This window comes from Thalassomonas sp. RHCl1 (genome assembly GCF_947387555.1).
Taxonomy (GTDB): Bacteria; Pseudomonadota; Gammaproteobacteria; order Enterobacterales; family Alteromonadaceae; genus Thalassomonas.
This window is the reverse complement of sequence record NZ_CANDNZ010000017.1, coordinates 55,335-68,346: the sequence shown is the minus strand read 5'-3', so window position 1 is coordinate 68,346 and position 13,012 is coordinate 55,335. Positions and strand designations below refer to the sequence as shown.

14 protein-coding genes are annotated in these 13,012 nt (G+C 47.5%); 8 read left to right on the top strand and 6 right to left on the bottom strand.

Annotated elements, in window-relative coordinates; genetic code table 11:
* Nucleotides 1–493 precede the first annotated feature (493 nt).
* From QL234_RS28115 to QL234_RS28095, 5 genes are all read right to left on the bottom strand, one after another.
* Nucleotides 494–913: a hypothetical protein gene (locus QL234_RS28115; protein WP_281561081.1), complete on the bottom strand. Its 420-nt coding sequence runs from the start codon at nucleotides 911–913 to the stop codon at nucleotides 494–496.
* Nucleotides 914–1,014: 101 nt separating this feature from the next.
* Nucleotides 1,015–1,389 (bottom strand): hypothetical protein, encoded by a 375-nt coding sequence (locus QL234_RS28110; RefSeq protein ID WP_281561080.1) that lies wholly within the window; start codon nucleotides 1,387–1,389, stop codon nucleotides 1,015–1,017.
* Nucleotides 1,390–1,475: 86 nt separating this feature from the next.
* Nucleotides 1,476–1,781 (bottom strand): hypothetical protein, encoded by a 306-nt coding sequence (locus QL234_RS28105; RefSeq protein ID WP_281561079.1) that lies wholly within the window; start codon nucleotides 1,779–1,781, stop codon nucleotides 1,476–1,478.
* Nucleotides 1,782–1,821: 40 nt separating this feature from the next.
* A complete protein-coding gene (locus tag QL234_RS28100) occupies nucleotides 1,822–2,175 on the bottom strand; it encodes a hypothetical protein (RefSeq protein WP_281561078.1) in 354 nt (117 codons plus the stop codon).
* Nucleotides 2,176–2,259: 84 nt separating this feature from the next.
* Entirely contained in the window at nucleotides 2,260–2,610 is a 351-nt protein-coding gene (locus QL234_RS28095; protein WP_281561077.1) for a hypothetical protein, read from the bottom strand.
* Nucleotides 2,611–3,143: 533 nt separating this feature from the next.
* Here QL234_RS28095 and QL234_RS28090 point away from each other — a divergent pair.
* From QL234_RS28090 to QL234_RS28065, 6 genes are all read left to right on the top strand, one after another.
* The gene (locus QL234_RS28090; protein WP_281561076.1) at nucleotides 3,144–6,383 is read left to right on the top strand and encodes an amidohydrolase family protein; all 3,240 of its coding nucleotides are present in this window, start codon (nucleotides 3,144–3,146) and stop codon (nucleotides 6,381–6,383) included.
* Nucleotides 6,384–6,478: 95 nt separating this feature from the next.
* Nucleotides 6,479–7,009, top strand: a complete 531-nt coding sequence (locus QL234_RS28085) for a GNAT family N-acetyltransferase (protein WP_281561075.1) — start codon at nucleotides 6,479–6,481, stop codon at nucleotides 7,007–7,009.
* Nucleotides 7,010–7,076: 67 nt separating this feature from the next.
* A complete protein-coding gene (locus QL234_RS28080; protein ID WP_281561074.1) occupies nucleotides 7,077–7,709 on the top strand; it encodes a hypothetical protein in 633 nt (210 codons plus the stop codon).
* Nucleotides 7,706–8,176, top strand: coding sequence for a GNAT family N-acetyltransferase (locus QL234_RS28075; RefSeq protein ID WP_281561073.1), 471 nt, complete (start codon nucleotides 7,706–7,708; stop codon nucleotides 8,174–8,176). Before QL234_RS28080 ends, QL234_RS28075 begins: the two co-directional genes overlap by 4 nt.
* A 202-nt stretch (nucleotides 8,177–8,378) precedes the next feature.
* Nucleotides 8,379–9,485 carry a hypothetical protein gene (locus QL234_RS28070; RefSeq protein ID WP_281561072.1) on the top strand — a complete coding sequence of 369 codons (1,107 nt, stop codon included), beginning with the start codon at nucleotides 8,379–8,381 and terminating at the stop codon, nucleotides 9,483–9,485.
* Nucleotides 9,486–9,592: 107 nt separating this feature from the next.
* Complete coding sequence (locus QL234_RS28065; RefSeq protein ID WP_281561071.1) at nucleotides 9,593–9,754, top strand: DUF3012 domain-containing protein; 162 nt, start codon at nucleotides 9,593–9,595, stop codon at nucleotides 9,752–9,754.
* A 178-nt stretch (nucleotides 9,755–9,932) separates the two neighbouring features.
* Here the strand turns inward: QL234_RS28065 and QL234_RS28060 are convergent, their stop codons facing one another.
* The gene (locus tag QL234_RS28060; protein WP_281561070.1) at nucleotides 9,933–10,844 is read right to left on the bottom strand and encodes a LysR family transcriptional regulator; all 912 of its coding nucleotides are present in this window, start codon (nucleotides 10,842–10,844) and stop codon (nucleotides 9,933–9,935) included.
* A 210-nt stretch (nucleotides 10,845–11,054) separates the two neighbouring features.
* Between QL234_RS28060 and QL234_RS28055 the strand changes: the two genes are divergently transcribed.
* Together QL234_RS28055 and QL234_RS28050 are read left to right on the top strand one after the other, a co-directional pair.
* Nucleotides 11,055–11,744, top strand: a complete 690-nt coding sequence (locus tag QL234_RS28055; RefSeq protein WP_281561069.1) for a type 1 glutamine amidotransferase domain-containing protein — start codon at nucleotides 11,055–11,057, stop codon at nucleotides 11,742–11,744.
* A 108-nt stretch (nucleotides 11,745–11,852) separates the two neighbouring features.
* Nucleotides 11,853–13,010: an iron-containing alcohol dehydrogenase gene (locus QL234_RS28050; protein ID WP_281561068.1), complete on the top strand. Its 1,158-nt coding sequence runs from the start codon at nucleotides 11,853–11,855 to the stop codon at nucleotides 13,008–13,010.
* The last annotated feature ends 2 nt before the right edge of the window (nucleotides 13,011–13,012 follow it).

The window sequence follows — 13,012 nt, the reverse complement described above, 5'->3', positions numbered from 1 at the left end:
TTTAAGTTCGTTGTGGTTAGCGACCTCTGGGTGTAGCAGCACTCAGGGGTTGCGACTTTGATTATTGCTGTTACCGCTTCACTTGCATAATAACAGCGATGTTTGAATAGAAAGTATTGAGGTAAATGCTCTCCTTTGTTGAATGGATAGCACTATAAATAAAGCCCATTAAACTGGCTAAATCAACAGAGCAATGGTCTTTATTTATGATTAATTTGAGACGAGTTTCTAAGGACTAATGGGTTTTAAATTCTGGTTTATTTAACCGGCAGGGCGTCCCTAATTGTGGGTAACTCTGAAATATAACGCCCGCGTAATAGGCGCGAGCTTGCGAAGGTCCTAATTGGCGGGTTTGCTAGAAGAAAATTCTTCATCAAAGTCACTAAACCCTTTATTTAATAATATGCTGCACAAGTTTCCCATATCCTCTTCACTGAGCGGCTAGCTTGCTTTGCTTTCATTTTCTCGTACTGATTTTACTTGTATATGTCCATTACAATTTCCATGCGATTTCATTTCTTAATTTTTCTACTAACGTTACATCAGCACCGGCTACAGCAGCATATACAAATGAATTACCTCCCATATTTACACACTTTATTGCGGCTCGATTGCCATTCCGGTTTCCGTAAACATACAGCTTGTTTTTTATAACTGAATTGAAACCGAGTTCGTTTAATATGGATAGAGCGTTATTTGAACATTCATCTGCACTTATTTCCAGAAACTTATGGTGAGACCAAAGTTGAGGGACGGCACTAGCTGCTTGAGTAGATTCCATAGAAACAACAGTTTCATCAGGACCTGTTTCAGCATAGATAAAGTCCAAAATTAATGTACTGATAATCGCAATTATTACCCCAGCAATAATAGCTGAGATAATTTCTTTGCTGTGAGAAATAATTAACTTCAAAAATTGCCTACTCCCTTGATATGTAATGCTTTGTACAGAGACGCGAGGAACGAGCGTCCGGCCCCGCAGGGGAAAACAGCTGCAACTTGTTATATGTTGATTCACCTGCCATAAAACAAATCCGTCAGTTCTTTTAACTCTTTCTCCGAGAGAGCATACATAAATGAACCTTTATATTGCTCAAACTGTGCTCTTGTAAACCATCTTGAAAAATACTGCCAGTGCTTTCTATTTGAAGTAATGTCTTCAAGGAAGCCGCAACTAACAGCTTGCTTTGATTCTTCCCCTGAAACTTCACTGAGAGACCAAACTAAATACTTTAATGTGCCATCAATAAAACTTTGATCCGCTCTTTCTACCGCGAGAGAGAATTCACTGGATATTTCAACCCAGAGATATGTAACAGAGTCGGCGGCTTCTATCTCAATTCTAAATTGAGGTAGAAACTCTAATGCTTTTCTTCGCCAAGTACTCATAACTCTCGTAATATATGACGCCGCGCTTTGCGGCTGGTTTGGATCGCAGCGGAAAAACAGTCCGTCAACAGCGCCTTGTTAAAAGCTTACTCAGACCAATACCCAACGATGTGGTATTTACCTGGTTGGTTGTATTTTATGCGCACCCCGAGTTTTTTAAAACCAGGGCAAGCTACATAAGCGTGATATGTGGCACTACCATCACCAATAGGTGATTTGGCATCACCCGCCATCACGCGAATGGAGCATGAAGAGAAACTGCTACGCCGAGCAGTAAAGTTTGACTGTGTGCTTTCCTCAACATGAACAAAGCCGCCTGTATCACCGGTTTCTAACAGTAAACTTAATGCATCAGTTATAGCCTGATCTGCAAGAGCACTAAAAGATGCCAATAACAATAATTATGTGATGATTCTCATGACTTTTAACGTTTCAGCCAGCAGCCGCGTTTTTTGCGGTCGGCTGCACTGGCTTGTTAAGGCTGACGCCGCACTCACCCATACCGGAAGATACTCTCATCCACCACTCACTGTCTACCGGATCTTCCTCTTTGTCCTTTACCCACATAGAGTGTCCAATAGCTTTAAGCATGTCACATTTTTCTTTTGTATCTGCCAACATCACAGCACGAATAATTTCTTTTTCTAAATTCTCACTATGAATCTGTTTTTGAGTATGTATTGAATAAAAACTCACAAATAGACTGCTAGCGGCAACCACGCCTGAAACAATTGCAGATATCTTTGCAACTTTGAGACTTTGAATTTCTACTTCTTGGATTGGCATAATGAAATTTTCTCATAGCCTTAACGCCGCGCTTTGCGGCTGTTTTGGAGCGCAGCGGAAGAACAGTCCGATAACAGCGCCTTGTTATGTTTTATTGCCCGCCAAGTTTTGGGCAACTAATAATTGCACTTGCTTCATACGGCTTAAACCCTGCTTATACTCTTGAAGAGATACATGCTCAATTACAGGGGCTACGTTTTCGTATAGCATTTCAATTACGACACTTAATATAAAGCTACCATCGATTAATACAAGGTAGTGCTCTTCACTTTCGTCAGGAAAGCCTATCAAAATATAGGCATCGTCAACAGAGTAGTTATTCTCCAACAACACAGACTTCAGCTTCTTGTCTGAGTTTTTGGAAAAGTGATGTCGATGAGAAGATATAAGCTCTTCCCTAAACTCTTTCTCCATTTTACTGCCGATTAATCTCATAGCCTATTCAAAAACATAACAGTATATTACGTAGGCGCCTTCGTAATCTTCATCTACTATTTTCGTTACAATCTACCGTAAAACTCTTTCATTTCAAATCGTTATTTCACATGTTTTCATTGTATTAAGGTTGTTTGTGAACTGGTTGATGTGTATTACTGAGAAGTCTCAGTAATATGAGCGTTAGAAATTATATGACTAATCTTTATATCCTAGTGTCCGCTTAGCGTATTATCCTAACTGTATGGATATATCGAGATTTAGTGATAAAACTTTCAGATTGAGTTTGAGCCAAAAAACTAAATATAGGATGCCATCAACAGCAGGGTTAAAAACTGATTATTTCATTTTTCAACTGGAAAGTTGAAACCTTCTTCGCCGTCGCCGGCCAAGCTGCCAATATTTGTATACAATTTTGCCAGCTTGTCTATACAGTTTTAGTAGGTTATTGAATCAATTTTATTTATAGTAGCTAAAAACAATAATTAGCACCGCTCTTTTAGCGCTATTAAAACTATAAAAGTGATTTGATTATGCCGACAATAATTTCTAAATTGTCCATGCTGTCCCTTTCCGTGGCCATGGCTTTTTCTGCTGTACCGGCGCTTGCCGGTGAAACCGACGATAAAAAACAAGACAAACCCAGCTGGTCGGTCAATGAGCCGCAAGGCCAGTTTACTACCGCTTCCATCGATGTTACCCAGGGCACCTGGATGAATATCGACCTCAGCCCGGACGGTAAAACCCTGGTGTTTGATCTGCTTGGTGATATCTATACCATGCCGGTGACCGGCGGTGAAGCCACCCCTTTGATGACAGATATTGCCTGGCAAATGCAGCCAAAATTCAGCCCTGACGGTAAGTATATTGCCTTCACCTCAGATGAAGACGGTGGCGATAATTTGTGGATCATGAATCGTGACGGCAGCAATGCCAAAGCGGTGTCTAAAGAAACTTTCCGTTTGTTAAACAGCCCCGCCTGGTCGCCGGACGGCAATTTTCTAGTGGGCCGTAAGCATTATACCAGTGGCCGCTCTCTTGGCGCGGGTGAAGTCTGGATGTACCATAAAACTGGCGGTCAGGGGGTAATGCTGACCAAGCGTCCCAATGATCAAAAAGATCTCGGCGAGCCGGCTTTTTCACACGACGGCAAATATATCTATTTTTCTCAGGATGCGACCCCGGGGAAAACTTTCCATTACAGCAAAGACTCGGAAAAAGGCATTTATAAAATCAAACGCCTTGAGCTGGAAACCGGTGAAATCAAAGTGGTGCTCTCGGGCAAAGGCGGCGCTATCCGTCCGACGCCATCTCCCGACGGACGTTACCTGGCTTATATCAGCCGGGATGATTTCCAGTCCAACCTTTATTTATATGACCTGAAAAACGGTGAAGAAACTTTGGTTTATCAGGGCTTAGAGCGAGATATGCAGGAAACCTGGGCGATTCACGGGGTATATCCGACCATGGCCTGGACCCCGGACAATAAAGGTATTATTTTCTGGGCCGGCGGCAAGATCAACCGTTTAGATCTACGCAGCAAAAAAGCCGAAGTTATCAACTTCCATGTCAAAACCGAGAAAAAAATCCAAACGGCGCTGCGCTTCCAGCAGGACGTCAACCCGGATGCCTTTGACGTCAACATGTTGCGGGATGTGCAGGTTTCCCCCGATGGCCGCAGTGTTATTTTCGAAGCTATGGGGCATATCTACCGTCGCAGCCTGCCTGACGGTAAAGTTAAGCGTTTGACCAAGCAGAAAGATCATCTTGAATTTAACCCGAGTTTCTCCCGCGACGGCAAAAAAGTGGTCTATGTCAGCTGGGATGATGAGAAACAGGGTCAGGTACGTGTTGTTTCCTCCCGCGGCGGTAAAGGCAAGGCGATACTGGATGAGCCGGGTAAATATATCGAACCCAGTTTTTCCCCGGACGGTAAAACAGTCGTCTTTAGAAAAGTCTCCGGCGGTTATATCACACCGAAAAAGTGGGGCTTAAACCCTGGGATCTACTCGGTTTCCAGTAAAGGCGGCGAGATGAAACTGGTCACCGAAAATGGCTTGAAGCCACACTTTGGCGATCGTAATGACCGCATCTATGTGTTGCGTCATGAAGAAAACACTCAGCTGGCGCGAATCGATCTTGACGGCCAGCATGATCAAACCATTTACCAGGGCAAGTTTGCCACTGAGTATAAGGTTTCCCCCGACGGTAAATACCTGGCTTTTGCCGAGCGCTTTAAAGTGTTCGTGACGCCTTTGGTGGAGCGCGGTGAAGTGATTGAAATCGGCCCGGGTGCAACCAACTTGCCGGTCAGGCAGTTGTCGGTACGTGCCGGTGAAGGCATTAACTGGCATAAAGGCTCGGATGAAATCTACTGGAGCTTAGGTGCGGACCTGTACCAGGCAGAGCTTGATGGTTTATTCGCCATTTCTTCCGATGAAGAGCAGAAGAAAACAGAAGGTGATGACAAAGCGAAAGACGCTGCGGTTACGCCAAAAACCACCTATTTAGGCTTTAAGAAAAAAACCGATAAACCTTCCGGCAAAGTTGCTTTTGTCGGCGGTAAGGTACTCACTATGGAAGGCGAGCAAATCATCAATAATGGTGTGGTGCTGGTTGAAGGTAATAAAATTACCGCCGTGGGGCAGCAGGGACAAGTTTCTGTGCCGGAAGATGCCAAGGTGATCGATATCAGTGGTAAAACCTTGATGCCGGGTTTAATTGATGCCCATGCCCACGGACCGCAGGGTAATAATGAGCTTATCCCAGAGCAAAACTGGTCGAACTATGCCGAACTGGCGCTAGGGGTTACCACTATCCATAACCCGTCTTATGATACCAGTGAGTTTTTTGCTGCCAGCGAAATGCAGAAAAGCGGCCAGATAGTGGCGCCGCGCCTGTTTTCTACCGGTACTATTTTATACGGTGCCACTGCTGCCGGTTATACCGCCCATGTTGATAACCTTGATGATGCCAAGTTCCATGTCGAGCGTTTGAAAAAAGCCGGTGCATTCAGCGTTAAGAGTTATAACCAGCCGCGCCGGGATCAAAGACAGCAATTTGTCCAGGCTGCCCGCGAACTGGAAATGATGGTGGTGCCCGAAGGCGGCTCCTTGCTGCAGCATAACCTGACCATGATAGTTGACGGCCATACCACGCTTGAGCACTCCATTCCCACTGCCAACATTTACGACGATGTTAAGCAGCTGTGGTCCCATTCCGAAATGGCTTATACCCCGACCTTAGGGGTCGCTTATGGCGGTATCTGGGGTGAGCACTACTGGTATGATACCACTGACGTTTGGCGCCACCCGCGCCTGAGCAAGTATGTACCTGATGAGATCCTTGATGCCCGTTCAATGCGCCGCACTAAAGCGCCCGAGCATCACTACAACCATGTTAATGTCGCTACCGTAGCTAAAGAGCTGCAGGACTTAGGCATCAAGGTTAATTCCGGCGGTCACGGCCAGCGTGAAGGTTTAGCGATGCACTGGGAAATGTGGATGATGGCTCAGGGGGGCATGACGCCGCTGCAGGCTATTCGTACCGCGACCATCGCACCTGCGGTATCTTTAGGGTTGGACAGCCAGTTAGGCTCCCTTAAAGCCGGTAAACTTGCCGATATGATAGTGGTTGACGGTGATGTCGCCAAAGATATCCGCCTTAGCGATAAGATCAGTTATACCATGATCAACGGGCGCTTATACGATGCCGCCACCATGAATGAAATCGGTAACTATGATAACGAAAGGGCAAAGTTCTATTTTGAATAACGCCTAAGCCGTTTGCACCCGGCCCGGATGAAATCCGGAGCCGGGTGCAAGATTAGGGCTGATGACCAACTGAAAAGACAGGAGAATGACCTTATATGGAACAAATCATTCTTGAAACCCCCAGGCTTATTTTAAGGCCGTTTTTACCTGCCGATGCCGCCAAAGTACAGCAGTTAGCCGGGGATAAGCGGGTCGCCGAAACCACCTTGCATATTCCCCATCCTTATCTCGACGGGATGGCCGAGCAGTGGCTTTCAGGGCATGGCGAGCACTGGAAAAATAAAACCGCGGTGATTTATGCCATCACCGACAAGGTCAGTAAATGCCTGATGGGCACTATGTCCCTGGTAGATATTCAGGGAGAGGAAGGCGAGTTGGGTTATTGGCTGGGGGTGGACTATTGGGGCAACAATTATGCGACGGAAGCGGCCGGGGCTCTGGTTGATTTTGCCTTTTCTTCCTTAGCGCTCAATAAATTAACCGCCGATCACTTAATTGACAACCCGGCATCGGGCAAAGTGATGGAAAAAATCGGCATGAGCTATCAGCATAATATTCAAAAACTTGATCGCTACGGCCGGTTGGCGGATGTGAAAGTTTATCACTTGCTCAAAGCACAAGAATAACTCCGCCGGCAACTGCTGGCGGATAAATAAAAGCAAAGTTTTATAGAAGAGTGCCGGGATGAAAGCCGTGTTTAAATTATCGAATCTGTTGTTTGTGAGCTGCTTTACTTTTTTACTTGTCCTGCTGTTGCTTTTTCGCGGTTCGCAGCAACCCCTGTCTGCAGCTGAAGTTGAAGCGTATCTTGGCAAGATTGAGCAGCAAAGCCAGGTGCCCGGCGGCCGCCACGACCTGAAAGCACTGCGGCATTTCCTGGAAAACGACGACGGCCTGCCTTTTTACACGGTCAATTTATATAAGTTTAATGAACAGGCACAATACCTGGATGGCCGGGAAAATCCGGGCACAGGGCGACAAGCTTATGATCGTTTCAGTGCTGTGATGGTGAAGTTGCTGGCGCAACAGTTTTCTCAGCCTATTTTCGGCAGCGACTGGATGGCAGACAACGGCAATGACTGGCATCGGCTGGTGATAGTAGGCTATCGCAGCCGCCGGGATATTGCGGAAATCTTTGCCAGCGATGCCTTTGCCGATGCCGCCAGTCATAAATGGGCCAGTATCGAGAAAAATGAACGCCTGCTGGTGCAGGGGTTACATATCCCGGCGCTTAAATTCATTCCTGCAACTTTGCTGCTATTGTTAACCTTTGCTTTTATCTGCCTGAAACTGCGCGCCGCCAAAAAGCCCGGGGCGTCGTTTTGACCATTCATATCCGCAACTTTTATCTCAGTGATGCCAGGGCGCTTACCGATATCTTTTATACCAGTATCCACCAGGTCGCCCGTGAGTATTACAGCCAGGCGGAGATAAATCAATGGGCGCCCATGCCCATTGATTACCCGCACTGGCAAGCAAAATTTCAGCAAATGGCGCCTTATGTTGCCGAACTGGATAACCAGGTGGCAGGGTTTATGGCCCTGGCAGATGATGGCTTGATTGGTTTGGCCTATAGCCATCCCGGGCACCAGAAAAAAGGCATTGCCACAGCATTGTACCGGCATCTGGAACTTCAGGCCCGGCTGCAGGGCATAAAGATCTTAACGGTTAATGCCTCCTACCTGGCAAAGCCGTTTTTTGCCAAACAGGGGTTTGCTGTGCTCCGAAAAAATGAAATTGCCCGTAACGGCGAGATACTTGTCAATTGGTCGATGGAAAAACACTTAGTCTGATTCGGGGCTCAATTCAGCTTTGCTGCGGTTTGCCGCCAATGCGGCCCGGAATTGACGAACTTTTTAGTTTTGGCATTTTACTCATGCCCGGCAAATGTTATATTTTTCTTTATCTTCTTAAAGGCGGCAACATGTCAGAACTTTGCTGCTTTTATGCCTTAAGTGCAATGAATTGCCGCCCATTAATGTATTAGGACCTTACATGCCGTTATTTTCCACAAAAAGTACCGAACAAAGACTCGTAGATACTGCAGCCTATATCGATCAGCGCAATCCGCAAGCAGGCTCAAAGGTTTTTCAGTGGGGCATTAATGCTACCACCCATGAGATGAGCCGAATCGGAGAAAAAATGCATATAGGCAAGAGCGGTACCGCGAACGATCGCCGTTATCGCCGGGCGATGATTATGATGCGTGCCGGAGTGATGCGTCATGAGATCAGAAAGGTGGTCTCTGAAGTGAGCAACATTCACTCCGGACAATTACAGACTCGTTTCAGTCAAATTTTGCTGCAATGCGCCGCTTATGTGCCGCCGCCGATTCCTACGGCGCTGGAAGTCATGGCCGGTGAAGAAAATGCCAAGGTTGAGCTTGAACAGGCAAGGCGTTTACAACCCCTGATAAAGGGGATAACAAACAACAGGAAAAACCTGCCCCATGAAATTTACGCCCCTTATCATGATGACCAGGATGGCGCTACTTATCATACTGTTACTTATATCAGAAGACACCTGACCGCCGACATGTATAAGCGGGAGATCTCACACGGTAACTCGCTTGCAGCCCTCGATGGCGGCGGTGAACTCTTTGTGGTCGGGCATGGCCACCTGGGGCGGGGGATCGGCAGCCATAACGGCAAGCTGGGGGCTACAGAGCTGGCGGTACAGTTACGGGCCGACGGCTTAGATCGCAACCCGGGCCAGCCGATTGTCATTTATCTTTTTTCCTGTTGGGGAGCCACTCATACCCGCAGGATGTGGGGTGGCTTTGGTAAGCGCGAACCTTACGCCCGTCGTTTTGCCCGGGCTTTGGTTGAGCAAGGGTTTAGAAATCATAAGGTAGTGGGTTTTGCCGGTTCAGTGATCAGCGAAAACCTGACTCAGGATTACATCCATAAGCCCGATGTGACCAATACCGGCAATATCAGTTTAGGCAAGGATGGCATGTATAATATCTATGAGGTACGCAACGGTAATTTTAACCGTACCCATGGTGAAGACTGGACCACTAAGGCCAAACCTAACAGTAATTCGTTTAAATTCTGGAAGGGCTGGTCAACCCTGACAGTGAGAAAACGCGGCGGCGGTTGATTTTTGCTGTCACAGATAAAGCGCAGGTTAAGCAGCTGCCAGGTAAAGGTTTGCTGTGCTAAGCTTGCTGGATATTTACTTTAAGCTGATGAAGAAATGGGAAGACAATGAAAAAAATAATATTGGCACTTAGTGCATCTCTTTTGCTGGCGGCATGCGCGCCGGAAGTGGGCAGTGAAAAATGGTGTGCCCAGATGAAGGAAAAACCTAAAGGCGACTGGACCGCTACCGAAGCCAAAGATTACGCCAAACATTGTTTATTTAAATAATGGTTAAGCCTTGAACAATGAGCCATTCAGGTCAGCAGCCCTTGACCTGAGCGGCTTTTCACAATTTTATTCACAAGGTTATCCCTGCTATCCACAAGCTTATGCACTATTATCCCAAGTGCCTGCAAGTTATCCTGCATTTTTTACAGCTTATCCACAGCTTACTTTCATTTTATCCTTATAAAACGGCTCTTTTTTCTTCTTTGAGAAAGTACCCTTTAAGATAATCGATCAATAACCTGAGTTTTTTGGCGCTTGCCCCGCCGGGGGGATACACACCGTAAACATAAATATCCGGCAATGTATAATCCGCCAATACCTGCTCCAGCGCACCGCTGTTGATTTTTGGCAGGGCGTCGTAAAGGGGAATACGCCCCAGGCCGTGGCCTCCTTCGACAAAAGCGGTTCTGGCGGCGGCATTGTTGGTGCTGATTTTCCCCTGTATTTTGATGCTGTAGCTTTTGCTGCCTTTGCTCAGGGTCAGGACACCTGAGGTCAGTTTATATATCACCCATTGATGCTGGCCCAGCTCTGTTGGCGTGGTGGGCCGACCATGCTTTCTGAAATATTCGCTTGAGCCGCACAGGCAGGTGGTCAGGGTGGACAGTTTCGTCGCCTGCAGCCCCGAATCGGCCAGCGGGGCACCGCGGATAGCCAGGTCTATGCCTTCCTGGATGATATTGACCACTTCATCGGTTAACATCACATCCAGCTCTATTTTCGGGTATAAAGCTTTAAAGTCATTCAGGGCCGGTACTATGGTTTGTAAGCCGACATTCACCGGGCAGGTGATCTTGAGCAAGCCTTCGGGTTCTTGTTTGAAATTTTCAATCTGCTGGTTGGCGGCCCGGGCCTGCTCGGCAATCGTGCGGCAACGATAATAATACTGCTGCCCGGCTTCGGTCATGGTAAAGCTGCGGGTGGAGCGGTTGAGCAATTTCAGTTCCAAAGATGATTCAAGCTTTTTGATATGGTAGCTCACCACGGCGCGTGACAACCCCAGGTGTTTAGCCGCGGCGCTTAAGCTGCCCTGCTCAATGACCTGGGCAAAGACCACCATGCTTTTTAGTTGTTCAAACGAGACATTCATTGCTTTTTCCGGGCCTGTTCAGTTATCGCTTTTATATTATCAGGTTTGCCTTAAAAGCTCTATTGTAAAAATAATTGAAACAATGAAGTTGATTTTATCTGCATTGTTAGAAACGGCTTAGAAGCGTAAGCTAGCCTCATTCGATGGCAGTACCGGGCCAAGCCTGAAAGTGCCGTTTTTGATTTCCCGGGTTAATAAAAGAGAAAAACCATGACCTTAGCTGACAAAAAAGTATTAATTGTTTTAACCTCTCACGATCAATTGGGTGATACCGGCGAGAAAACCGGTTTCTGGCTGGAAGAATTTGCTGCGCCCTATTACGTCTTGCTTGATGCCGGCGTGAGTATCACTTTGGCTTCCCCCGCAGGCGGTCAGCCTCCCATTGACGGCAAAAGTGAGCTGGCTGATTTTCAAACCGATGCCACCCGGCGCTTCGATCGGGATGTCAAGGCGCAGCAAGTGCTGGCAAATACGGTCAAATTATCCGGGGTTAGCAAGGAAGATTATGACGCGGTTTTCTATCCCGGAGGCCACGGCCCTTTGTGGGATCTGGTGGATAACCGGGATTCGCTGGCGTTGATCACTGAGTTAAACCGCCGGCAAAAGCCGGTGGCGACCGTATGCCATGCCACGGCGGCCTTGCTCAATGTTAAAGATGATAACGGTGATTTTTATATCCGGGGTAAGTCGGTTACCGGCTTTTCCAACTCGGAAGAAGATGCGGTGCAATTAACCCAGGTTGTGCCTTATCTGCTTGAAGATGAGTTAAAGGCAAGGGGCGGCGATTACCAGAAGGTTGATGACTGGGCGCCGTTTGTGGTGCAGGACGGTATGTTGATTACCGGCCAGAATCCGGCGTCATCGGAAATGGTGGCCCGGGCGTTATTAAAAAGTTTGTAGTGTGTGCCCGGATAAGGGCATAAAATTGCCTGTTAAGGCACGTTTTCGGCGTTAGCCATGCCGGTAATATCAGCCGATAAGGTAAAGCATAAATAAGGTAAACAACAGATGTTGAATTTTAGTTTGTATAACCCCACCCGTATCCACTTTGGTCAGGGACAAATAGCCCAAATCAGCGGAGAAATTCCCGCCGATGCTAAAGTGTTGGTGACTTATGGCGGCGGTTCGATCAAAAACAACGGTGTCTATTCGCAGGTCACTGAGGCGCTGAAAAACCATCAATGGTTTGAGTTTTCCGGTATAGAGCCCAACCCCAGTTACGATACCCTGATGCGGGCGCAGCAGCTGATTAAAGCACATGATATCGATTATTTGCTGGCGGTCGGCGGCGGCTCTGTTGTCGACGGTACGAAATTTATTGCCGCGGCGGCCCTATATGAAGGAGACGATCCCTGGGATATCCTGGCCAAAGGGCAGGAAGTTACCCGGGCATTACCTTTAGCGGCGGTATTGACTTTGCCTGCTACCGGCTCCGAGTCTAACGGTAATTCTGTGGTGACCCGGGATGGCAGTAAGTTGGCGTTTTCCAGCGCACTGGTGCGGCCGTTATTTGCTGTGCTCGATCCCCAGGTCAGTTTAAGTTTATCCGATCGCCAGATCAGCAATGGTGTGGTGGATGCTTTTGTCCACATTACCGAGCAGTACCTGACCTATCCCGTGGATGCCAAGGTGCAGGACAGATTTGCCGAAGGCCTGTTGTTAACCCTAATTGAAGAAGGTCCTAAGGCACTGACAGAAGCAGGAAAAACAGATCTTAAGGTGCGCGGCAACATTATGTGGAGTGCGACCCAGGCCCTCAACGGCTTGATTGGCGCCGGGGTGCCTCAGGATTGGGCAACCCATATGATAGGCCACGAGCTGACCGGGGCTTATGGCATCGATCATGCGAGAACCCTGTCGATTGTCTTACCTGCGGTGATGAAAGTATGCCGGCAAAGCAAACGGGAGAAGTTGTTGCAATATGCCGCCCGGGTATGGCAGTTAACCGGGGAAGATCAAGAGCAGATCATTGATGAAGCGATACGGCTCACAGAGCAGTTTTTTGTCAATATGGCGGTGCCGGTGCGCCTTGGTGAGGTTAACCTGGGAGCGGCGGACGTTGAGCATCTGCTGGCCAAACTGGAGCAACACGGTATGTCGGCATTAGGTGAAAACGGCGATATCACCTTAGCGGTGAGTCGCGAGATCCTGACCGCAGCCCTGTAGCT

Excerpts from the sequence above, each read along its gene's own strand:
- QL234_RS28110 (WP_281561080.1), bottom strand. The coding sequence starts at position 1,389 with ATGAGTACTTGGCGAAGAAAAGCATTAGAGTTTCTACCTCAATTTAGA.
- QL234_RS28100 (WP_281561078.1), bottom strand. The coding sequence starts at position 2,175 with ATGCCAATCCAAGAAGTAGAAATTCAAAGTCTCAAAGTTGCAAAGATA.
- QL234_RS28095 (WP_281561077.1), bottom strand. The coding sequence starts at position 2,610 with ATGAGATTAATCGGCAGTAAAATGGAGAAAGAGTTTAGGGAAGAGCTT.
- QL234_RS28090 (WP_281561076.1), top strand. The coding sequence starts at position 3,144 with ATGCCGACAATAATTTCTAAATTGTCCATGCTGTCCCTTTCCGTGGCC.
- QL234_RS28085 (WP_281561075.1), top strand. The coding sequence starts at position 6,479 with ATGGAACAAATCATTCTTGAAACCCCCAGGCTTATTTTAAGGCCGTTT.
- QL234_RS28070 (WP_281561072.1), top strand. The coding sequence starts at position 8,379 with ATGCCGTTATTTTCCACAAAAAGTACCGAACAAAGACTCGTAGATACT.
- QL234_RS28065 (WP_281561071.1), top strand. The coding sequence starts at position 9,593 with ATGAAAAAAATAATATTGGCACTTAGTGCATCTCTTTTGCTGGCGGCA.
- QL234_RS28060 (WP_281561070.1), bottom strand. The coding sequence starts at position 10,844 with ATGAATGTCTCGTTTGAACAACTAAAAAGCATGGTGGTCTTTGCCCAG.
- QL234_RS28055 (WP_281561069.1), top strand. The coding sequence starts at position 11,055 with ATGACCTTAGCTGACAAAAAAGTATTAATTGTTTTAACCTCTCACGAT.
- QL234_RS28050 (WP_281561068.1), top strand. The coding sequence starts at position 11,853 with ATGTTGAATTTTAGTTTGTATAACCCCACCCGTATCCACTTTGGTCAG.